Origin of the sequence: Streptomyces sp. URMC 129 (assembly GCF_051386415.1) — a bacterium.
Taxonomy (GTDB): Bacteria; Actinomycetota; Actinomycetes; order Streptomycetales; family Streptomycetaceae; genus Streptomyces.
Genome location: NZ_JBPQTQ010000009.1, coordinates 39,554 through 60,343, shown reverse-complemented (window position 1 = coordinate 60,343; position 20,790 = coordinate 39,554). Strand labels below are relative to the sequence as shown.

18 protein-coding genes are annotated in these 20,790 nt (G+C 73.8%); 16 read left to right on the top strand and 2 right to left on the bottom strand.

All coding sequences use genetic code 11. From position 1 onward, the window contains the following. Window position 1: 1 nt before the first annotated feature. The 3 genes from ACSNOC_RS03675 (at window position 2) to ACSNOC_RS03665 (ending at window position 1,262) form a co-directional block, all read left to right on the top strand. Window positions 2-271 (top strand): hypothetical protein, encoded by a 270-nt coding sequence (locus ACSNOC_RS03675; protein ID WP_436745748.1) that lies wholly within the window; start codon window positions 2-4, stop codon window positions 269-271. 24 nt (window positions 272-295) lie between these two features. Continuing rightward, window positions 296-1,000: an NADPH-dependent F420 reductase gene (gene npdG / locus ACSNOC_RS03670; protein WP_436745747.1), complete on the top strand. Its 705-nt coding sequence runs from the start codon at window positions 296-298 to the stop codon at window positions 998-1,000. Between the two features lie 82 nt (window positions 1,001-1,082). Further along, window positions 1,083-1,262 (top strand): hypothetical protein, encoded by a 180-nt coding sequence (locus ACSNOC_RS03665; RefSeq protein ID WP_436745746.1) that lies wholly within the window; start codon window positions 1,083-1,085, stop codon window positions 1,260-1,262. Window positions 1,263-1,297: 35 nt separating this feature from the next. On the opposite strand, the gene panB is transcribed toward ACSNOC_RS03665, so the two are convergent. Continuing rightward, window positions 1,298-2,176 (bottom strand): 3-methyl-2-oxobutanoate hydroxymethyltransferase, encoded by an 879-nt coding sequence (gene panB / locus ACSNOC_RS03660; protein ID WP_436745745.1) that lies wholly within the window; start codon window positions 2,174-2,176, stop codon window positions 1,298-1,300. A gap of 235 nt (window positions 2,177-2,411) precedes the next feature. On the opposite strand from panB, the gene ACSNOC_RS03655 reads away from it, so the two are divergent. Genes ACSNOC_RS03655 through pspAB form a run of 3 tightly spaced genes read left to right on the top strand, consistent with a single transcriptional unit; the run spans window position 2,412 to window position 4,981 of the window. After that, window positions 2,412-3,455 (top strand): endonuclease/exonuclease/phosphatase family protein, encoded by a 1,044-nt coding sequence (locus tag ACSNOC_RS03655; RefSeq protein ID WP_436745744.1) that lies wholly within the window; start codon window positions 2,412-2,414, stop codon window positions 3,453-3,455. Between the two features lie 24 nt (window positions 3,456-3,479). Continuing rightward, window positions 3,480-4,379 carry a zinc metalloprotease HtpX gene (htpX, locus tag ACSNOC_RS03650; protein ID WP_436745743.1) on the top strand — a complete coding sequence of 300 codons (900 nt, stop codon included), beginning with the start codon at window positions 3,480-3,482 and terminating at the stop codon, window positions 4,377-4,379. A gap of 8 nt (window positions 4,380-4,387) precedes the next feature. Continuing rightward, complete coding sequence (gene pspAB, locus ACSNOC_RS03645) at window positions 4,388-4,981, top strand: PspA-associated protein PspAB (RefSeq protein WP_436745755.1); 594 nt, start codon at window positions 4,388-4,390, stop codon at window positions 4,979-4,981. Here the strand turns inward: pspAB and ACSNOC_RS03640 are convergent. Next, window positions 4,978-6,732 carry an NAD+ synthase gene (locus ACSNOC_RS03640; protein WP_436745742.1) on the bottom strand — a complete coding sequence of 585 codons (1,755 nt, stop codon included), beginning with the start codon at window positions 6,730-6,732 and terminating at the stop codon, window positions 4,978-4,980. The two genes, pspAB and ACSNOC_RS03640, sit on opposite strands and share 4 nt — an antisense overlap. Before the next feature lie 235 nt (window positions 6,733-6,967). On the opposite strand from ACSNOC_RS03640, the gene ACSNOC_RS03635 reads away from it, so the two are divergent. From ACSNOC_RS03635 to ACSNOC_RS03590, 10 genes are all read left to right on the top strand, one after another. Beyond that, window positions 6,968-8,029: a terpene synthase family protein gene (locus ACSNOC_RS03635; RefSeq protein WP_436745741.1), complete on the top strand. Its 1,062-nt coding sequence runs from the start codon at window positions 6,968-6,970 to the stop codon at window positions 8,027-8,029. A gap of 369 nt (window positions 8,030-8,398) precedes the next feature. After that, a complete protein-coding gene (gene glnA / locus ACSNOC_RS03630) occupies window positions 8,399-9,760 on the top strand; it encodes a type I glutamate--ammonia ligase (RefSeq protein ID WP_436745740.1) in 1,362 nt (453 codons plus the stop codon). Window positions 9,761-10,577: 817 nt separating this feature from the next. Continuing rightward, window positions 10,578-10,973, top strand: a complete 396-nt coding sequence (locus ACSNOC_RS03625) for a hypothetical protein (RefSeq protein WP_436745739.1) — start codon at window positions 10,578-10,580, stop codon at window positions 10,971-10,973. A 106-nt stretch (window positions 10,974-11,079) separates the two neighbouring features. Further along, complete coding sequence (locus tag ACSNOC_RS03620; RefSeq protein ID WP_436745738.1) at window positions 11,080-11,472, top strand: hypothetical protein; 393 nt, start codon at window positions 11,080-11,082, stop codon at window positions 11,470-11,472. 91 nt (window positions 11,473-11,563) lie between these two features. After that, complete coding sequence (locus ACSNOC_RS03615; RefSeq protein WP_436745737.1) at window positions 11,564-12,703, top strand: PLP-dependent cysteine synthase family protein; 1,140 nt, start codon at window positions 11,564-11,566, stop codon at window positions 12,701-12,703. Beyond that, window positions 12,700-13,995, top strand: a complete 1,296-nt coding sequence (locus tag ACSNOC_RS03610; RefSeq protein ID WP_436745736.1) for an MFS transporter — start codon at window positions 12,700-12,702, stop codon at window positions 13,993-13,995. Before ACSNOC_RS03615 ends, ACSNOC_RS03610 begins: the two co-directional genes overlap by 4 nt. 160 nt (window positions 13,996-14,155) lie before the next feature. Continuing rightward, a complete protein-coding gene (locus tag ACSNOC_RS03605) occupies window positions 14,156-16,183 on the top strand; it encodes an AAA family ATPase (protein ID WP_436745735.1) in 2,028 nt (675 codons plus the stop codon). Between the two features lie 194 nt (window positions 16,184-16,377). Next, window positions 16,378-16,788: a RidA family protein gene (locus ACSNOC_RS03600; protein WP_436745734.1), complete on the top strand. Its 411-nt coding sequence runs from the start codon at window positions 16,378-16,380 to the stop codon at window positions 16,786-16,788. 24 nt (window positions 16,789-16,812) lie between these two features. Next, complete coding sequence (locus ACSNOC_RS03595) at window positions 16,813-17,478, top strand: hypothetical protein (protein ID WP_436745733.1); 666 nt, start codon at window positions 16,813-16,815, stop codon at window positions 17,476-17,478. 132 nt (window positions 17,479-17,610) lie between these two features. Then, the gene (locus ACSNOC_RS03590; RefSeq protein ID WP_436745732.1) at window positions 17,611-20,748 is read left to right on the top strand and encodes an NACHT domain-containing protein; all 3,138 of its coding nucleotides are present in this window, start codon (window positions 17,611-17,613) and stop codon (window positions 20,746-20,748) included. Window positions 20,749-20,790: the final 42 nt, after the last annotated feature.

Sequence of the window (20,790 nt, the reverse complement as noted above, 5' to 3'; positions counted from 1 at the left end):
CATGGTTGCTCTGTTCAGACGAAAGCCCGCCGGGCGCGAGGGCGAGTGGTACTACTGCCTGAGACACCGGAAGGTCGAGGAGGGGCCGGAGTGCCCGGCGAAGGACCGCTTCGGCCCGTATGCCACCCGTGGCGAGGCCGAGCACGCGATGGACACGGTCCGCGAGCGCAATGCCGAGTGGCGTGACGACCCGCGCTGGAACGACAAGGACGGCGAAGAAGACGACAAAGAAACGGGCGGGGAGGGGGAAGGTCGCGACAAAGGCACCTGAGCCCGCGGGTGGGAGGATTTTCCCATGACTACTGACGACGCTGCGCCGAAGCCTCCCGCGAAGGACCCGTGGGACCTGCCCGACGTCTCGGGGCTGGTGATCGGAGTGCTCGGCGGCACGGGGGACCAGGGCCGGGGGCTCGCCTACCGGCTGGCCAGAGCGGGGCACGAGGTGATCATCGGATCGCGTGCCGCCGACCGCGCGCAGGCCGCCGCCGACGAGCTGGGCCATGGCGTCCGGGGCCTGGACAACGCCGGCTGCGCCCGCGAGAGCGATGTGATCATCATCGCGGTGCCGTGGGAGGGGCACGCCCGCACGCTGGAGTCGCTGCGCGAGGAGCTGGCCGGGAAGCTCGTCGTGGACTGCGTCAACCCGCTCGGCTTCGACAAGCAGGGCGCCTACGCCCTCGTCCCCGAGGAGGGCAGCGCCGCCCAGCAGGCCGCCGCGCTCCTGCCCGACTCCCGCGTCACCGCCGCCTTCCACCACCTGTCGGCCGTCCTCCTCCAGGACCCGGCGATCGAGAAGATCGACACCGACGTGATGGTGCTCGGCGACAGCCGCGCCGACTGCGCGATCGTCCAGGCCCTCGCCGGCCGCATCCCCGGCATGCGCGGCGTCTTCGCCGGCCGCCTGCGCAACGCCCACCAGGTCGAGTCGCTGGTCGCCAACCTGATCTCCGTGAACCGCCGCTACAAGGCCCACGCGGGCGTCCGGCTGACCGACATCTGAGCCGTGGGGGGCGTGCGGGACAATGGAGTCGCCCGCCACCGCCGACCCCGGCCCACGACCCCCCGACCCCGGAGCCACCCGCATGAGCCCGCGCCGACTCGCCCTCTACGCCCTGACCGTCTGCCTCCTGGCCGCGGTCGCGGCGGTCGTCTCGTTCGTCAAGGGGAACTGGCTGGGCATCGCGTGGGTCATGGTGGCCGGGGTCTCGTCCAACATGGCCATCTACTACCTGAAGAAGGCGAAGGCCCGGCGGACCGCGTGACACGGTCCGCCGGGCCCCACGTCCCGGACCCGGGATCAGTGGAAGCTGTGCTCCTCGGCCGGGTACACCCCGCCGACCACGTCCTCGGCGAACGCCCGCGCCGCGTCGCCCAGTGCCTCGCGCAGCCGCCCGTACTGCTTGACGAACCGCGGCGTCCGGCCGCCCGGCCAGTCCGTCATCCCCGCCATGTCCGTCCACACCAGCACCTGGGCGTCGCACTCCACGCCCGAGCCGATGCCGACCGTCGGGATGTGCAGGATCCGCGTCACCTCGGCGGCCAGCTCGGCCGTCACCAGCTCCAGCACCACCGCGAACGCGCCCGCGTCCTGGACCGCCTTGGCGTCCCGCAGCAGCTGCTGCGCCGCCTCCTCGCCCCGGCCCTGCACGGGGTGGCCCCCGTAGGCGTGGACCGACTGCGGGGTCAGCCCCACGTGCGCCATCACCGGGATGCCCGACTCCACCAGCAGCCGGATCTGGTCGGCGGACCGCTCGCCGCCCTCCAGCTTCACCGCGCCGACCCCGGCCTCCTTGACCAGGTGCGTCGCGCTGCGCAGCGCCTGGATCGGCCCCTCCTGGTAGGAGCCGAACGGCAGGTCGCCGACGATCAGCGCCCGCCGCGTGCCCCGCACCACGGCCGCGGACAGCATGGTCATCTGCTCCAGCGTGACCGGCACCGTGCTGTCGTATCCCAGATGGGCGTTGCCCATCGAGTCGCCCACCAGCATCACCGGGATGCCGGCCTCGTCGAAGACGGACGCGGTCATCGCGTCGTAGGCGGTCAGCATCGGCCACTTCTCGCCGCGCCGCTTCGCCGCCGCTATGTCCCGCACTGTGACACGGCGGCTGCTCTTGCCGCCGTAGAGCCCCGGCTGCTCCGGCTTGGCCGGTGCCTGGGCAGGCGTGTGGAGGGTCATCGTGCGTGCTCCTTGTTCGTCGTCTCGTGGCGCCATGACGGCGTCCCCGGATCGACACCCATCCTCGCACCGTCGGCCACGGGCGGAAAGAGGCGGGAAGAGGCTTCGGAAGACTGCTGATATAACGGAACCCCGCGCCCCGCCGTGACCGTCCTGAGACCAGACACCAGATCGAATGCGTCCGGGGATCCGCGTGGGTGCCCGGGGCGGAGCGCGATGGTCAGCGAGGGAGCGGATGGCACGCTTGTACACCCCGGAGACCACACCGGACGACGGCGCGGACAAGGACGCCGTGCCGCCCCCGGAGAACGGCGACACCGGTGGTGCCGGACCCGGGCCGCGCTGGCGGGACCGCGTCGGCCGCTGGCGCCGGGGCTGGGTGGTGGCGGGCCTCGCCCTCGCCCTCGCGCTCCTGATGACGCTGCACGCCAGGATCCCCAACACGATCGGCAACCTCGGCAGCCTGCTGGAGACCTTCCTGCCCTGGCTCGGCCTCGCCGTCCCGGTCCTCGCCCTGTGCGCCGTGCTGCGCCGCTCGGTGACGGCCCTGGCCGTGCTGCTCGCGCCCGCCCTCGTCTGGCTCAACCTCTTCGGCGGCCTGCTGCTGGACAAGTCCGACGCCGGCGGCGCGCTCATGGTCGTCAGCCACAACGTCGACGCGGGCAACGCCGACCCGGCCGGCACCGCCCGGCAACTCGTGGAGTCCGGCGCCGACCTGATCGCCCTCCAGGAGCTGCCGCAGGACGAACTCGCGACCTACGAGCAGGCGCTGGCCGCCACCCACCCGTACCACGACGTGCAGGGCACGGTCGGGCTGTGGAGCCGGTTCCCGCTCAGCGGCACCGAGCCCGTCGACATCGGCATGGGCTGGACCCGCGCCATGCGCACCACCGCCGACACGCGGCTCGGCGACATCGCCGTCTACGTCGCGCACCTGCCCTCGGTCCGCGTCCAGTTCCGGGCGGGCTTCACCGCCGGGCAGCGGGACGACGCGGCCGACCTGCTCGGCCACGCCATCGCCGCCGAGCCGCTGGAGCGGACCCTGCTGCTGGGCGACCTGAACGGCACCATGAACGACGGCGCGCTGGCCCCCCTCACCTCCCAGCTCCGCTCCACGCAGGGCGCGGCGGGCGCCGGCTTCGGCTTCAGCTGGCCGGCGGGCTTCCCGATGGCGCGGATCGACCAGATCCTGGTCCGCGACCTGGAGCCGGTCTCGTCCTGGACGCTGCCCGCCACCGGCAGCGACCATCTGCCGGTGGCCGCCCGACTGGACCCCTGAGCCGCCGCTTCTTACGGTGGACATATGGCACGTACCCGATATGTCCCCGACCGGGGCCTGACCCGGCGCATGGTTCTCACCATGTTCCTCATCGGGCTGCTCTACGTGCTCTTCACCGGCTTCCTCATCGCGGCCCTCGGCAAGGCGTGGCCGCTGATCGTGCTGCTGGTGGGCGGCCTGTTCGTGGCCCAGTTCTGGTTCAGCGACCGCATCGCCGCGTTCAGCATGGGCGCCCGCGAGGTCACCCCGCGCCAGGAGCCCGAGCTGCACGGCGCCGTGGACCGGCTGTGCGCCCTGGCCGACATGCCGAAGCCGCGCGTCGCCGTCGCCGACACCGACGTGCCCAACGCGTTCGCCACCGGCCGCAGCCGGGAGAACTCCCTGGTCTGCGCCACCACCGGGCTGATGCGCCGCCTGGAGCCCGAGGAGCTGGAGGGCGTTCTCGCGCACGAGCTGTCGCACGTCGCGCACCGCGACGTGGCCGTGATGACGATCGCCGCGTTCCTCGGCGTGCTGGCCGGGCTGATCACCCGCATCGCGCTGTGGACCGGCATGTTCGGCCGCGGCGGGCGCGACAACCAGAACATCGCCCTGCTGCTCGTCCCGCTGATCAGCGCCGCCGTCTACGTCATCAGCTTCCTGCTCACCCGGCTGCTGTCCCGCTACCGCGAGCTGTCCGCCGACCGCGCGGGCGCGCTGCTCACCGGCCGGCCCTCCGCGCTGGCCTCGGCGCTGACCAAGGTCTCCGGGCAGATGGGCCGCATCCCCACCCGCGACCTGCGGCGGGCCGAGCCCTTCAACGCGTTCTTCTTCGCGCCCGCGCTCTCGCCCGGGGCGAGCCTGGGCCGGCTGCTGTCCTCCCACCCCTCGCTGGAGCAGCGCCTCGACCGGCTGGCCGCCCTCTCCACCCGGCTCGGCGGGTGACGCGGGCCGTGGGCCTCCTCGACGCGCTCCTGGGCCGCTCCCGGCCGGCCCGCCCCGACCTCGACCAGCTCTTCGGGCTGCCCTCGGCCGCGGTGACCCTCCAGGCGGGCGCCGGCTTCACGCCCACCGGGCTGGGCTCGGTCTGCTTCGCCAGCGTGGAGGGCGGCGCGTTCGCCCGCGCCCGGCAGGACGTCGCGGAGCTGCTCGGCGACACCGAGGCCCGCGAGGACGCCTACGGCTACACCTGGCTCGTGTTCCGCCACGCCCCCGACGACCTGACCAGCCTGGTCGGCGACCTGCACGCGGTCAACACGCTGCTCACGGACGCCGGTTTCGGGCCCCAACTGCTGTGCTCCCTCGCCGCGTTCCGCGACGCCGAGGCCCGCCCGCTGGCGCTCGTCTACCTCTACAAGCGCGGCGCGTTCTACCCCTTCGCCCCGGTCCCGGGCACGGCGGAGCACAGGGACAACGCGCTGGAGCTCCAGATCCGCGCCCTGCTCACCGACGACCTGCGGCTGGAGAAGGACCTGACCCGGTGGTTCCCCGTATGGGGCGCACCGGGCCTGTCCGACCCCCCGGACCAGCCGCCCGGCAGGCCCTAGCCGCCCTCCCGCCAGCGGTTGGTGATCGGCAGGCGGCGGTCCTTGCCGAAGCCCTTCGGGGAGATCTTGGTGCCCGGCGGGTACTGGCGGCGCTTGTACTCGGCGGTGTCCACCAGGCGCAGGATCCGGGTGACCAGCTCCGGAGCGTAGCCCGCCGCGATGATCTCCTCCCGGCCCAGGTCGCGGTCCACGTACAGCTCCAGCACCCGGTCCAGCACGTCGTAGTCGGGCAGCGAGTCCGTGTCCACCTGGCCGGGGCGCAGCTCGGCGCTCGGCGGCTTGCTGATCGAGTTCTCCGGGATCGGCGGGGTCTGGCCGCGCCGGGCCGCCGCGTCGTTGCGCCACCGGGCCAGCCGGTAGACGCCGGTCTTGTACAGGTCCTTGATCGGGCCGTACGCGCCGACCGAGTCGCCGTAGAGCGTGGAGTACCCCACGGCCAGCTCGCTCTTGTTGCCCGGCGCCAGCACGATGTGGCCCTCCTGGTTGGACACCGCCATCAGCAGCGTGCCGCGCAGCCGGGACTGGAGGTTCTCCTCGGCCAGGCCCGTCAGCTCCACCGCCGCCATGTAGGCGTCGAACATCGGGCCGACCGGCACCGTCCGCAGGTGCAGCCCGGTGCGGCGGGCCAGGTCGGCGGCGTCGTCGCGGGAGTGCTCCGAGGAGTACCGCGACGGCATCGACAGCCCGTACACGTTCTCCGGGCCGATCGCGTCGCAGGCGATCGCCGCGCACAGCGCCGAGTCGATGCCGCCGGACAGGCCGATGAGCACCGAGCGGAAGCCGTTCTTCCGCACGTACGCCCGCACGCCGGTCACCAGCGCCTGGTACATCTCCTCCGCGTCGTCCAGCCGCTCCGCCTCGCCGCCCGGGTACTCCGGCTCGTACGCCGGGAACGGCTCGGCCGACAGCGTCACGTGCTCGATCCGCAGCCCGTCGTCGACGGCGCCGGACGGCGGTGCGCCCTGGGCGGCGGGCAGGTCGAGGTCGAGCAGCAGGCACTCCTCGGCGAACTGCGGGCCGCGCGCGAGGACGGTGCCGTCGCGGTCCACCACGATCGAGTCGCCGTCGAAGACCAGGTCGTCCTGGCCGCCGGCCATCGCCAGGTACGCCAGCGCGCAGCCCGCCTCCTGGGCGCGCTTGCGGACCAGCTCCAGCCGGGTGTCGTCCTTGTTCACCTCGTACGGCGAGGCGTTGATCGCCAGCAGCAGCCCGGCGCCCGCGGCGCGGGCGGCCGGCACCCGGCCGCCTTCCTGCCACAGGTCCTCGCAAATGGCCAGCGCCACGTCGACACCGCCGACGCGGATCATGGGCAGCGTCTCGCCGGGCACGAAGTACCGGAACTCGTCGAACACCCCGTAGTTCGGCAGGTGGTGCTTGGAGAAGGTGAGGACCACCTCGCCGCGGTGCAGCACGGCCGCGGCGTTGCGCGGGGCGCCCACCGGCAGGCCCAGGCTCTGCCGCACGTGCTCGGCCCGGTCCAGGTGACCGACCACGACCGGCACCTCGCCCAGGCCCTCGGCGGCCAGCCGGGCGGCCAGCTCGCGCAGCGCGGACCTGCTGGCGGCGACGAACGAGCCGCGCAGCGCCAGGTCCTCGACCGGATAGCCGGTCAGCATCATCTCGGGGAACGCGACCAGGTGCGCGCCGCGCTCGACGCTGTGCCGGGTCCAGCGCAGCACGGAGTCGGCGTTGCCGGGCAGGTCGCCGACGGTGGAGTCGATCTGGTTGAGGGCGATACGTAGCTGTGGCACGCGACCGAGTCTAATCGTCCGATTGACATTATGGGGGGTGGGATCCGCCTCGTTCAGGCCGGAGTACGCGGGCGCGCGGCCCGCGGCGGCACCGGCCCGCGGCGGCACCGGCCAGAGCGGGACGGCCAGATCCGGTCACGATGGCCGCCGTCCGATTGCGGAGGCGCGTGCCAGGGCAGAGCTACCCCACGCCGCGGACGCGGCAGAGCTGACCCGCGCCCGAAAGGGGGGTGGCATGCCGCACAACGCTGGTTTCTTTCTACCCTTCGAGACCCGGAGCAATCCCGATGCCGGGCGGGCGGGCGAACGCCACCTCGCCTGGGTCGTGGACCACGGACTCGTCCGGGGCGCGGAGGCGCTGCGGCGCTACCGGGGCTGGCTGCTGACCGACCTGGCCGCCTGGGCCTTCCCCGACGCCCTGGGGCCGGACCTCGACCTGGTCACCGACGCCGTCTGCCTGGGCTTCCCGCTGGCCGACCAGTTCGACCTCCTGTCCGGCCGCCAGCCGGAGCGGGTGGCGTGGCTGTGCACGGAGCTGGCCGCCATCCCGTACCGCGCGCCCGGCGCCCGCCCGATGCTGGACCGGCCGGTGACCCGCGCCTACGCGGACGTGTGGGAGCGCGCCGCCGCCGGGATGTCCCCGGCCTGGCGGGAGCGCGCGGCGGGGAACCTCACGCGGTTCTTCCGCTCGTTCGTGGCCGAGGCGCAGTACCGGCACCTGGGGGTGCGGCTCGGCGAGGAGGCGTATCTCGCGCTGCGCAGGCAGGCCGCGGGCACCGCGCCCTGCTTCGACCTGATCGAGCGCGCCGGGCACGCCGAGGTCCCGGCCGGGGTCTACTGGAGCCGCGAGGTGCAGACCCTGACCCGCTGCGCCGGGGACGTGGTGCTGCTCTGCGACGACCTGCACGCGGTGCGGAGCGAGGAGACGCGCGGCGCCCCCCACAACCTGGTCCTGATCCGCGAGCGCGACGCCGGCTGTTCGCGCGCCGAGGCGACGGCGCAGGTGAGCGCCCTGGCGGCGGCGCGCGCCGAGCTCTTCCTGGCGGTGAGCGAACGGCTGCCCGAGCTGTACGCGCGGTGGCGGCTCGACGCGCGGGGCGTGGCCGGGGCCGAGCGCTATGTCGAGGGGCTGCGCTGCTGGATGGCCGCCGTCCGGCGGTGGGGCGCCGCGTCCGGGCGGTACGCCGGTCCCGCCGCCCCGGACCCGGACCCGGCCGCTGTCCCCGCCCGGGACCCGGACCCGGATCCGGCCCCCGCCGTCCCGGTCCGGTCGGCGGCGGTGGCGAATTCGCTGTGAAGAGTCGGCGTACGGCACGGGCCGGGCCGGGGACCCGGCGGGAAACGGGCGGCGGGCGCGCGGCGACCGGCCGTAGCGCCCCCGATCCGGGAGGTGACGCGGGGGGCGGACGGGGTACCCGGCGGGGGAGACGAGTGGTTCCCGACAGCCCTTGACCTGGGGTTTGCGACCGTGGCCGAGGTGCGGACCGCACCGTATAGTCGAGGCCGGAGAGTGGTCCGTTCGCCCCATGTGCGGTGTTCCGCAAGGGGGGCGGGCCGCCCGGTCGCGCGTGCGCAACGCCGCGGAAATCCTGTGATGGGATGCTCGGGAGCCCCGTGCACCCCGCCGCCGGGGACAGAGCCGTCGGACCAGCGAGGATGGGTGGAGATGGAGAAGCAGCAGGAGTTCGTGCTCCGGACGCTGGAGGAGCGGGACATCCGCTTTGTGCGGCTGTGGTTCACCGATGTGCTCGGCTTCCTCAAGTCCGTGGCCGTCGCCCCCGCCGAGCTTGAGCAGGCGTTCGAGGAAGGCATCGGCTTCGACGGCTCGGCCATCGAAGGCTTCGCACGCGTGCACGAGTCCGACATGATCGCCAAGCCCGCCCCGAGCACCTTCCAGATCCTGCCCTGGCGCGCCGAATCCCCGGGCACCGCCCGCATGTTCTGCGACATCCTGATGCCGGACGGCTCCCCGTCGTACGCCGACCCGCGCTACGTCCTCAAGCGGGCCCTGGCCAAGAGCTCCGACCTCGGCTTCACCTTCTACACCCACCCCGAGATCGAGTTCTTCCTGCTCAACGAGAAGCCCGTGGACGGCTCGCGGCCCACCCCCGCCGACACCTCCGGGTACTTCGACCACACCCCGCAGAACATCGGCATGGACTTCAGGCGTCAGGCGATCACCATGCTGGAGTCGATGGGCATCTCCGTCGAGTTCTCCCACCACGAAGGCGCCCCCGGCCAGCAGGAGATCGACCTGCGCTACGCCGACGCGCTCTCCACGGCCGACAACATCATGACGTTCCGGCTGGTGATGAAGCAGGTCGCGCTCGAACAGGGCGTGCAGGCCACGTTCATGCCCAAGCCGTTCTCGGAATATCCCGGTTCCGGCATGCACACCCACCTCTCGCTGTTCGAGGGCGACCGCAACGCCTTCCACGAGACCGGCGCCGAGTTCCAGCTCTCCAAGATCGGCCGCTCCTTCATCGCCGGTCTGCTCAGGCACGCGGGCGAGATCTCCGCCGTCACCAACCAGTGGGTCAACTCCTACAAGCGCATCTGGGGCGGCGCCCAGCGCCCGGCCGGCGCGGGCGGCGAGGCCCCCTCGTACATCTGCTGGGGCCACAACAACCGTTCGGCGCTGATCCGCGTCCCGATGTACAAGCCCGGCAAGACCGGCTCCACCCGCATCGAGGTCCGCTCCCTCGACTCCGGCGCCAACCCCTACCTGGCCTACGCCGTCCTGCTGGCCGCGGGCCTGAAGGGCGTCGAGGAGGGCTACGAACTCCCCGCGGGCGCCGAGGACGACGTCTGGGCCCTGACCGACAGGGAACGCCGCGCCCTCGGCATCGAACCGCTCCCGCAGAACCTGGGCGAGGCGATCCAGCTGATGCAGCACAGCGAACTGGTCGCGGAAACCCTGGGCGAGCACGTCTTCGACTTCTTCCTGCGCAACAAGCGGCAGGAATGGGAGGAGTACCGCTCGGAGGTCACGGCGTTCGAGCTGCGGAAGAACCTGCCGGTGCTGTAGCCGCCGGCCGGCGTGGTGTGGGCGGCGGCATGCCCGCCGCCGTTGGGGTGCGTCTCGAACGCCCCGTGGCCGTCTCCCAGGTGCTGGGCCGTCTGTGGGCCGTTAACCGCGCGGGCGGTGTAGACCGCGTCCAGCGCTCTGCGGGTCCGGCCCTCGCTGCTGGGCATGAGGTGGGTGCAGACGCGGAGGGTGAAGCCGGGATCGGTGTGCCCGAGGTACTGGCCGAGCGCCGACGCTGCTCCCCGCACGCGCGGGAGGAGTGCCGCTCGGAGGTCACGGCGTTCGAGCTGCGGAAGAACCTGCCGGTGCTGTAGCCGCCATCCGCGTGTGGGCGGTGGAACGCGGAAGCGGTGGCGCCGGTTTCCCCACATGGGTGTCGAAGTCATCGCGGCGAGCCGGTCGTTGGGCGTCGGTCCGCGAACGGCAGCGGCCGTTGGATGGCGGGCCTGCTGTGCGGCCGTGGTGGTGCGGTGAGCGCTGTGCGGTCGACCGGGGCGTGGGGGCGATGCCGCTGTGGCGGGGCCCTGTTTCCCCACGCCGGTGCGGAAGCCGCCGCGGGGCAGGGGCCCTTGGGGGCCGTGCCTGTCATGCGGCCGTGGTCAGGGGCGCGGCGGTGCGGCGTGGATCCGGTGGCCGGTGTCGTGGTGTCCTCGTCGTCGGCCGTCGAGAACGGCCCGTTGGCCGCCGGTGCTTGGCCCCGTCCGGCACCACGGACAGCCGTACCGTCCTGCCCCCCCGGCCCGTACGGGGCCGCGTTCGGTGGGTGTTCCGCCGGAGTTCGCCGCCCGTTCGGCCCTGCGGGTGTTAGGGTAGTCGCGTGGTCACGGTCAGTTCCGCCCGGTGGATGTCCCCGCTGCGCATTGCGGTGCTCCTCTTCGCGGTGTTCTGCATGCACGGCCTGAGCGCCGACAGCATGACCGGTCATCACCTGCCCCCGCTGTTCACCGTGGCCGATGCGCCCGTCCTCGACGCCCCCGTCTACCAGTCCTGTGACTGCCAGGAACGCGAGGGCGGTCCGCTGCCCTCGAACGCGGGGTTCACGTGTGCCGCCACGCCGCCGCAGGCCCCGGCAGGTGTGGGGCCCGTCGCCGGGGCCGAAGTCCTCGCGGGCGGCACGCTTCCCGCGCCCGCCGCGTTCGCCTGCCCGGCGGTCCCTTCCGTCTCCGGCACCCTCCCGAGACCGGCCGCAGCCCCGGCGGTCCTCCGCATCTGAGCACCGACGCGTCTCTCAGTACCCGCTGACGCCGTCGGCGCGGCTCTCCGCGCCCCCGTTCCGTTGACCGTGGCCGCCCTGTGCGGCGGCCACGTGGAGGGAAGCGTTGCCGCCCTGCTCCCCTGTCCGCGTACGCGGACTTCTCGTCATCCCGCTGCTGATCGGGCTGCTGCTCGCCCTCGTCCACTGCGCCACCGCGACCCCGGCCACCGCCGCCCACGAGCCCGTGCATGCGCAGGCGTCGGCGCAGGCGGCCGGTGGACAAGGCCCCTGGGCCGAACGGGTGCCCGGCCCGTGCGGCGGGTCCGTATCCGGCGCGCTCGCCGAGCACTGCCGGCCGTCCCCGGCCCTCCAGCCGGACGGCCCGGCCCAACGGGCCGTGGCAGCCCGCGGTCCCGCGTCGCCCCGCCGTCCCGCCGTGGCGCCGGGGGACGGTGACGCGCCGCGCGCGCCCGGCATGCGGTCCAGACTCGCGTCGACCGGCCGATGGCGGATCTAGGCAACCGGCGCCGCGGCCGTCCCGACGGCCGCGCGGCGCCACGCCACGTCACGTCACGCCAAGAGCCGATTCGACGATCGAGAGCGGAATCATGCACTTCTCGACCCCCATAACGACCACCACCACGTCCGGCACCCCTGCCACCCCTCCGCCCGCCGCCGCGCTGTCCACGCTGGTCGGCAACACGCCCCTGCTGCGGGTCTCCGAGCCCTTCACCCCGGCCGGTCGGGGCTTCTGGGCCAAGCTGGAGGGCTTCAATCCCGGCGGGATCAAGGACCGTCCCGCGCTCCACATGGTCCAGCGGGCGCGGGCCCGCGGCGACCTGCTGCCCGGGCAGCGGATCATCGAGTCCACCAGCGGCACCCTCGGGCTGGGCCTCGCGCTGGCGGGCATGGCCTACGGCCACCCCGTCACCCTCGTCGCCGACCCCGGCCTGGAGGGATCGCTGGCCCGGCTGCTCACCGCCTACGGCGCCGAGGTGGACATCGTGACCGAGCCCGACCCGGTGGGCGGCTGGCAGCAGGCCCGGTGCGACCGGGTGCGGCGGTTGCTGGCCCGCTACCCCGGCTCCTGGTGCCCGGACCAGTACGGCAACCCCGACAACGTCTCGGCCTACACGCCGCTGGCCCTGGAACTGGCGGTCGAACTGGGCACGGTCGACGCGCTGGTGTGCAGCGTCGGCACGGGCGGCCACTCCGCGGGGGTCTCGCGCGTGCTGCGGCGGCTGTATCCCGGGCTGCGGGTGGTCGGCGTCGACTCGGTCGGCTCCACCATCTTCGGCCAGCCGGCCCGGCCCCGCCTGATGCGCGGACTCGGCTCCAGCATCCACCCGCGCAACGTCGCCCACCGGCAGTTCTCCGAGGTGCACTGGGTGGCCCCGGCCGAGGCCGTCTGGGCGTGCCGGCGGCTGGCCGCCTCCCACTACGCCACCGGCGGCTGGAGCGTGGGCGCCGTCGCGCTGGTGGCCGGGTGGCTGGCCCGCACCCTGCCCGCCGACGCCCGGATCGTGGCGATCTTTCCCGACGGGCCGCAGCGTTACCTCGGCACGGTCTACGACGACGACTACTGCGCCGCGCACGGCCTGCTGGGCGGGGCACCGGCGACGGAACCCGAGGTGATCGGGCGCCCCGACGAGAGGGAAGTCACCCGCTGGACCCGGTGCGCCGTCGTCACCGATCCGCTCGCCGCCGCCTCCCGGCAGCGGCCCGCGCGGAAGAAGGCGGGCCGGTGAGGGCCACGATCGAGCGGTTCCGCTCCCACGAGCGGAGCGTCCAGTTGCTGATGGTCAACCAGTTCACCATCAACCTCGGCTTCTACATGCTCATGCCCTACCTCGCCGCGCATCTGGCCGGGACGCTGGGGCTGGCCGCGTGGCTGGTCGGACTCGTCCTCGGGGTGCGGAACTTCAGCCAGCAGGGCATGTTCGTCGTCGGCGGCGCCCTCGCCGACCGGTTCGGCTGCAAGCCCCTGATCGTCGCCGGCTGCGCCCTGCGCACCGCCGGCTTCGCGACCCTGGCCGTGGCCGACTCGCTGCCCGCGCTGCTGGCCGCCTCGGCGGCCACCGGCTTCGCCGGGGCGCTGTTCAACCCGGCCGTGCGGGCCTACCTGGCCGCGGACGCGGGCGAACGGCGGGTGGAGGCGTTCGCGCTGTTCAACGTCTTCTACCAGGCGGGGATCCTGCTCGGCCCGCTGGTGGGGCTGGCCCTGACGGGCATCGACTTCCGCCTCACCTGCCTGGTGTCCGCGGCGATCTTCGGCGCGCTGAGCGTGGTGCAGATCCGTGCCCTGCCCGCCCGCCCGGTCGCGGCGCGCGGCGGGCCGGGGGCGGCGGCCGGGATGCGGGCGCTGTGGCGCGGAGCGCCGGCCAACCGTCCCTTCCTGCTGTTCTCCGCCGCGATGATCGGCTCCTACGTCCTGTCGTTCCAGGTGTACCTCGCGCTTCCGCTGGAGGTGCGGCGCCTGGTGGGCGAGGGCGGGTCCGGCACGGCGGCGGTGACGCTGCTGTTCGCCGTGTCCGCGCTGAGCACCGTCGCGGCGCAGACCAGGGTCACGGCCTGGTTCCAGGCCCGGACGGAACCGGGACCGGCGCTGGCCGTGGGCGTGATCGTCATGGGGCTGGCCTTCGTCCCGCCGCTGGTGGCGACGGCCGTTCCGGTGCCCGGTGGCGGCGCGGCCCGGTGGCTGTGCGCGGCCGTCCCGCTCACCCTGTCCGCGCTGCTGCTCGCGGCGGGAACCATGATCGCCTACCCGTTCGAGATGGACACCGTGATCCGTCTCTCCGGCGAGCGTCATGTCGCCACCCACTACGGGCTGTACAACACGATCTGCGGCGTCGGGATCGCCCTGGGGAACCTGTTCACCGGCGCGGCCCTGGACGCCGCCCGCGACGCGGGCCTGGCGGCACTGCCCTGGGCCGCCCTGTCGGTCCTCGGCGCCGCCTGTGCGGCGGCGCTCCACGGACTGCACCGCACGGGCCGCATACCGAAGCGCTCCGTTCCGGAGGAGCCGCGGGTCGCCGTCTGACCCACCGTCGCCCGGCAACGGCGACCCAACCCCCACCCCGCCCGGCCGGCCGGACACCGGCGTCCGGCCGGCCGGGCGGCAATCCGCGCGGTGTCGGCGGGACCCGGTGCTCGGATTTTCATCTTCCTTCCCCTTTCAGCGAGTTGTGGAGTCTGACGACATGAGTGCGAAGAATGACGACCGGGCGGCGCGCGAGCGCGCGATCCCGGGTGCGCGGCGCGTGCGGCGACCGGTCCACGAGCCGTCGCGGCTGCCGGGCCGGGAACCGGACGCGGCCCTGCTGGCGGGCATGTGGCGCGGTCAGGCGGAGCGTGGCGTCCCCGGCCTGATCGTGATCTGCGGCCAGGCGGGCGTCGGCAAGACCGCCCTGGCCCGCGCGTGGCTGGGAGACGCGGACGCGGCCTTCCCCGACGGGCGGTTCGTCGTCCGGCTCGGGGAGCGGCCGGGCGCGCCCGACGTGCTGGGCCTGCTGCTGCGGGCGGTGGGCGCCTCGGTCCCCGACGCCCCGGAGGAGCGCGCCGCGCACTGGCGAATCGTTACTGCCCACCGTCGGCTGGCCCTGCTGCTGGACGACGCCGCGCACGAGGACCAGGTGCGCCCGCTGCTGCCGGCGGCGCCCGGCTGCCTGGCCGTGGTCACCAGCCGCGCCATGCTGTCCGGACTGGCCGAGCAGGAGGCGGCGTTCCTCCGCCTGACACCGCTGCCGGACCGTGCCGTGGCCGCCGTGCTGCGCGAGCGGCTCGGACCCGAGCGGGTCCGGCGGGACCCGGCCGGATGGCAGCGCCTGGTCACCGCGTGCCGGGGACTGCCGCTCGTGACGGCCCTGGCCGCCGGGGCTCTCGCGGGCCGCCCGCACCACTCCGCCGCCGCCCTGGCCGAGGTGCTGCGTCCCGGCCCGTGCGGCGCCGAACACACCCTGGCGCGTGCCGTCGACGCCTCCTACCGGGCCCTGGCCGAGGGGGCGCCGCACGCGGCGGACGTCTACCGGCGGCTGGGCGACCTGCCGCCCGGCATTGCCTTCGACCGCCTGGACGTGGCCGCCGCCTGCGGTCTCGACGCGAAGACGGCCGGAGGAGCCGTGGCCCTCCTCGCCGGGCACGCGCTGCTGGAGGAGGCGGGGGAGGGGCTGTTCACGCTGCGGGACGCGGTGCGGGAGCACGCCGCGTGGACCTCTCTCGGTCTCGACGCCTCCAGCCTCCGCCGGGCGACGCTGCGGCGCTACCTGGACTGGCAGGTGAGGGTCGCCGCCCGGGCCGACGCCCTGCTGACCCCGGACCACGCCCGCAGGCTGCCCGACGACCACCGGTTCGTCCCCCCGCGGGACATCCCCTTCCACGACGGCGACGCGGCCATGGCGTGGCTGGTGCCCCGGTTCGGGACGCTCGTCGCGGGCATCCGCGTCGCGGCGGAGGCCGGGCTCGACACGGTCGTCTGGCAACTCGCCGTCCGGCTCTGGCCGATGTGGCTCCGGCTGCGTCCCTGCGAGGCGTGGATCGAGAGCCACGAACTGGCACTGGACGCCGCCATCCGCAGCGGGGACCTCGCGGCCCGCCTCACCGTACAACACGCCCTCGGCGTCGGGCAGTACGAGGCGGGACGGCTGACGGAGAGTCTGCAGACCTTCGTCGTCGCGGCCGAACTGGCCGAGCGGACGGGGGATCAGCGGATGCTGGCCAACGCCCTGCACGAGATCGGCCGCGCGCACGGGGCGCGCGGCGGCTACCGGGACGCGGTGACCCCGCTGCACGGGGCCCGCTTCATCCGCGGCCGGACCGGGGACCGCCGCGGGGCCGCCCTCAGCCAGGTGGAACTGGCCCGTGTCCTCGGCGCATTGGGCGATACCCGCCGCGCGGTGGGCCTGCTGCACGAGGCACGTGACCAACTTGCCGCCGAGGCCGACCCGTTGGGTGCCGCCCGGGCGACGGCCTTGCTGGGCGAGGCGACCGCCCGCGCCGACGACGCCTGCACCGGCATCGGGCTGCTGGTGCGGGCCGGCGAGGAGTTCGCCGCGCTCGGGGAACGCCACAGCCATGCCCGCTGCCTGCTCAAGGCCGGTCTCGCCGCCCACGCCCGCCACGACACCGCACGGGCCCGCGCCTTCCTCGACCGGGCCAGGTCGGCCTCCCCCGACCTGGCCGACCCCGACCTGCACCGCCTGGACTCCGCCCTGGCCGACCCCCCGCACTGATCCGCACCACCGGCGAGAAACGGGAGACGCGACGCGGCGCGGGCGGTCCGGGGGACCGTCCGCGCCGCGCGCGACCCTGTCCGGACGCCGACCGCCGACCGCCGGGAAAACGGGGCGAAACCCCGAGCCGGGTTTGGCAGGATGACGGGGCCCGATGCCCGATGCCCGATCCTCCGAGCCGAGGGGACGAACCCATGACCCGCGCCGTCACATTGATCCGCTCCTCGGTCCTGTCCGGCGTCGCGGAGTACGCCTACGCGGCCACCGCTCCGGCCGAGGCGCGGCTGATCTTCCTCGCCGGAGCCTGCCCGCTGAACGAGGACGGCACCACCGCCGCGATCGGGGACTACGCCGGGCAGGCGGCGAAGGCGGTGGACAACATGCGGATCGCGCTCGCCGAGGCGGGCGCCGCGCTCGGGGATGTCATCAGCACGCGGGTCCTGGTCGCCTCGGCCCGGCAGGAGGACCTGGTGACCGCGTGGGAGGTGGTCCGGGACGCGTTCGGTGATCACGACGTGCCCAGCACGCTGTTCGGGGTCACCGTCCTCGGCTACGACGACCAGCTGGTGGAGATCGAGGCCGTCGCCGCCGTCCTCGACGCCTGACGCCGGGGCAGGAGGGGGCGCGCGGTGAACAGTGTGCGGGGAAGGCGGGCCGGGCTGGTGGCCGCCGTCGGTTGCGTCATCGGGCTGACCGGGCTGGTGGGTTGCTCGGGCGGCGAGGACGCCGGGCCGCCGGAGCCGTCCGCGAGCCGGCGGCCGCCGGTGCTGCCCAGCCCGACCCCGTGGCCGGAGACCCGGGACGCGGAGGAGGCGTGCGGCGGGAACCCGTTCGACCCCGGGGCCGTCGTCGCCTACTCCCCGGACGGCCCGGCCTACGACGGGCCCGGCCTCCATCCGGCCGTCCTGCTCAAGCCGGGCGTCATCCCGGAGGTCGACGTGCCGCAACTGCCCAGCGAGTGGGGACCGTCCCAGGGCGCCGGGTTCGCGGAGCTGATCGTGTGCCAGTACCAGGACCCCGGCTTCGAGGGCGAGGTGATCGGCGACTGCGTGTACCTCGGCGGCACACTCGGTGACGACAACCCCGACGTCCGGTCCGCGCGCTACGACTTCCGCGTCTTCGAGGCCCGGACCGGTGAGCTGGTCACCGAGTTCACCCTGGACGGCACCACGACCCCGGACGAGACCTGCCCGGAAACCTCCTACGCCCCGCCGTCCACGTACTGGCAGCTCGTGGAGAGCGACGCCCTGGAGAACGCACTGCGCCCCCTGATCGAGGGTCCGGCCCCCGGGTGAGCCCCGGGCCGTGACCGGCGAAGGCGTCAACGGCCGTCGCGGGGGCGGTCGTTGGTCCGTCGGCGGGGCGGGTGGAGGTGCCTCACCGGGCGGGCCTGGTCCGCTACCCTCGCAGGCGGGGAGGGTGCTTGCATGGATGCTGCCGCGACCGTTGGGCTACGGCTCGGATCGGCCGCCGTCGCGCCGCTGGTCAGGAAGCTGTTCCGGGCCGAGCAGCCGGGCGCGGGCCTGGTCGGTGAGCCGGTGCGGATCGCCTCGCTGGTCTCCTTCCGTGGTGAGAAGCGTGCCCTGACCCGGCGCGACCTGGAGAAGCTGGCGCGCGGGCTGGTGGACCGCGCGGTCCGCGCGGCCGGTCCGCACGACACGCCCGCCCCCGGGGAACACGAGGCCGTCGCCCTGGCGCTGACCGACACCCTCGCCGCTCTCGGGGACCTCGACATGGACGACGTGCAGGCCGTCCGGCTGGGGCCCGAAGGGCTGGCCGAGGCGCTGCGCCCGTCCCGGCGGGGCGCGTTGTCGCGGGACGCGGAGCTGTTCCACGACCGGCTGCTGCGGCTGGCCTGCCTGCACATCGTCGACTTCTTCACCCGGCGCTCCACCTTCGTGGCCCGCACCCTGGTCGAGCAGTGCCGACAGAGCGAACGGCTCGTGACGGCGCTGGACCTGCTGGTCGAGCGGCTGCCGGCCAAGCACACCGAGGACGCCGAGTTCGAGGAGCGATACCGGCGTCATCTCGTCCACCGGCACGGCCGGCTCACCATCTTCGGCATCGATCTGGACGACGAATGGCCGCTGGACGACGCCTATCTGAGCCTGGAGACCACGGACAGCGACACCCGCTCGGCGAACGCAACCCCGGACGGCGACCACCGGCACCCGGCCCGCCCGCCGCAGCGCGCGGAGCAGGCGCTGGCCGGGCTCGAACGCGTGCTGCTGCGCGGTGTCGCCGGAGCCGGGAAGACCACCCTCGTGCAGTGGCTCGCCGTCACCACCGCCGAACACCGGCCCAGCGGCAGCCTCGTCCACCTCTTCGGGCGCGTGCCGTTCGTCCTGCCGCTGCGCACCCTGACCCGCGCCGGCGGCGCACTGCCCACGCCCCGCGACTTCCTGAGCGTGGTGGGCTGCCCGCACACCCCGCCCGCGGGCTGGGCCGAGCGGGTGCTGTCCGCGGGGCGCGGACTGCTCCTGGTCGACGGCATCGACGAGGTGCCCGAGCCACAACGGGACGGCACCCGCCGGTGGTTGCGGGAGCTTCTCCGGGAGTTCCCGGGCAACGTCTGCCTGGTCACCGCCCGGCCCTCGGCCGTGCGTGAGGACTGGCTGGCCGCCGAGGACTTCCGCGAGCTGTCGCTCTCGCCCATGAGCCCGGAGGACGTGGCCGCCTTCATCGAGCGCTGGCACCGTGCGGCGAAGGCGGGCCAGGACCGGGCCGACGCCCTGCTGGCCACCGTGCGCAGCCGCCAGGACCTCGCCCGGCTGGCCACCAACCCCCTGATGTGCGGCCTGATCTGCGCCCTGCACCGATCGAGCCACGGCTATCTGCCGCGTGGCCGCGAGGAGTTGTACGAGGCGGCCCTGCGGATGCTGCTGGAGCGACGCGACCGGCAGCGGAGCATCGACCACGGCTTCGGGATGGACGCCAGGTCCCAGACCGTGCTCCTGGAACGGCTGGCCTACTGGCTGATCCGCAACGGCCACTCCCAGATGGAGCGCGACGACGCCATCGAACTGATCGGCCAGGCCCTGCCCGCCATGCACCGGGACGCGGCGGCACGCTCCCCCGAGGACGTGTACCGGCACCTGCTGGAGCGTTCCGGCCTGCTGCGCGAACCGGCCGACGGCGTCGTGGACTTCGTGCACCGCACTTTCCAGGACTACCTCGCCGCCCGCGCGGTCGTGGAGAACCGGGACTTCCCGCTGCTGGTGCGGAACGCACACCTGGACCAGTGGGAGGACGTCGTCCGGATGGCTGTGGCGCACGGCCGGCCCGACGAACGGAGACGGCTGCTGCGGCAGTTGGTCAAGCGCGGCGACACGGTGCGCAAGCACCGGGTCCGCCTGCATCTACTGGCCATGGCCTGCCTCGAACACGCGCCCCACCTGGACCCGGAGGTGCGGCGGGAGGTGGAGGAACGGGCCGCCGCGCTGATCCCGCCCAGGACGTACGGCGAAGCGCTGTCACTGGCCGCCGTCGGGCAGGTGGTGCTGGAACTGCTGCCGGGCCCCGAGGGGTTGACCGACGACGAGGCCGAGGCGGTGGTGCACGCGGCCCGCCAACTGGACACCGAAGCGGCCCTGCCCAAACTCGCCGCGTTCCGCGACCACCCTTCCTACGCGGTGAGAGACGCGCTCCTGAGCAAGTGGGGTGCCTTCGAGCCCGAACGGTTCGGCGCGGAGATCCTCTCCGGGCTGTCGCTGGACGGCAGGCCGCATCTCAGGGTGCACACCTCGGCCGAACTGGCCGCTCTCCGCACACTGCCCGACCACCCCTATCTGGCGTTGTTCGGGGAGTTCACGCAGGAGGAGATCATCGAGGCGCTGGGAAGCAGGCCGCTGAAAGAACTGACACTCAGCGGCGAACGGCTCACGGCCCTGCGATTCCTCGGGTCCTTCCGCTCCCTGGAACGCCTCTCCCTGATCCGTGGCCCGGCGGTCACGGACCTTTCCCCGCTGTCGGAACTTCCGCTGCGCAGCCTGCTGTTGCGGCAGCTGCCCGCGCTGCGCGACTTCCGTTGCCTGAACGCCCTCTCCCACCTCCGCTACCTCTATCTGGGGGACGGCATGGCCTGCCCGGGGCTCGAAGCCCTGCCGTCCCGGGCGCCGCTCACCGATCTGGGCCTGCCCTCCGCGGTCACCGACCTCACCGGGATCGGCGTCTGGCGGGAGCTGGCGACGCTGCGGATCCTCGACCCGGACCACGTCCCGCCCCCGGACAGTCTGGCGGCGGTCGCCGAACTGCCCGCGCTGACCCACCTGGTGATTCCGCAGCGGCTCCTGCGGGCGTTCCGCGAGCACCGCATCGCTCTCCCGGGGATCAGCCATCTGCACCTGACCGATACCCGGGAGGACCCGGACCTGCGGGATGTCGCCGCCGTGCTGCCCGGGCTGCGGGACCTGATCCTGTCCGATGGCCCCGCCGAGCTGGATCTCACCCCGCTGAGCGAACTGGAACACCTGCGTTCGGTGCGCCCTCAGCGCGCGGTACGCGTCACGAACCCGGACCGCCTGCCGCACGCCACGGTGTCCCAGCCGCTGGAGTCCCGCTACTAGTGCTGTGAACGCATAGGTTCGCCGGGTTGGTGGTCATGACGG

Excerpts from the sequence above, each read along its gene's own strand:
- ACSNOC_RS03675 (WP_436745748.1), top strand. The coding sequence starts at position 2 with ATGGTTGCTCTGTTCAGACGAAAGCCCGCCGGGCGCGAGGGCGAGTGG.
- npdG (WP_436745747.1), top strand. The coding sequence starts at position 296 with ATGACTACTGACGACGCTGCGCCGAAGCCTCCCGCGAAGGACCCGTGG.
- ACSNOC_RS03665 (WP_436745746.1), top strand. The coding sequence starts at position 1,083 with ATGAGCCCGCGCCGACTCGCCCTCTACGCCCTGACCGTCTGCCTCCTG.
- panB (WP_436745745.1), bottom strand. The coding sequence starts at position 2,176 with ATGACCCTCCACACGCCTGCCCAGGCACCGGCCAAGCCGGAGCAGCCG.
- ACSNOC_RS03655 (WP_436745744.1), top strand. The coding sequence starts at position 2,412 with ATGGCACGCTTGTACACCCCGGAGACCACACCGGACGACGGCGCGGAC.
- htpX (WP_436745743.1), top strand. The coding sequence starts at position 3,480 with ATGGCACGTACCCGATATGTCCCCGACCGGGGCCTGACCCGGCGCATG.
- ACSNOC_RS03635 (WP_436745741.1), top strand. The coding sequence starts at position 6,968 with ATGCCGCACAACGCTGGTTTCTTTCTACCCTTCGAGACCCGGAGCAAT.
- glnA (WP_436745740.1), top strand. The coding sequence starts at position 8,399 with ATGGAGAAGCAGCAGGAGTTCGTGCTCCGGACGCTGGAGGAGCGGGAC.
- ACSNOC_RS03615 (WP_436745737.1), top strand. The coding sequence starts at position 11,564 with ATGCACTTCTCGACCCCCATAACGACCACCACCACGTCCGGCACCCCT.
- ACSNOC_RS03605 (WP_436745735.1), top strand. The coding sequence starts at position 14,156 with ATGAGTGCGAAGAATGACGACCGGGCGGCGCGCGAGCGCGCGATCCCG.
- ACSNOC_RS03600 (WP_436745734.1), top strand. The coding sequence starts at position 16,378 with ATGACCCGCGCCGTCACATTGATCCGCTCCTCGGTCCTGTCCGGCGTC.
- ACSNOC_RS03590 (WP_436745732.1), top strand. The coding sequence starts at position 17,611 with ATGGATGCTGCCGCGACCGTTGGGCTACGGCTCGGATCGGCCGCCGTC.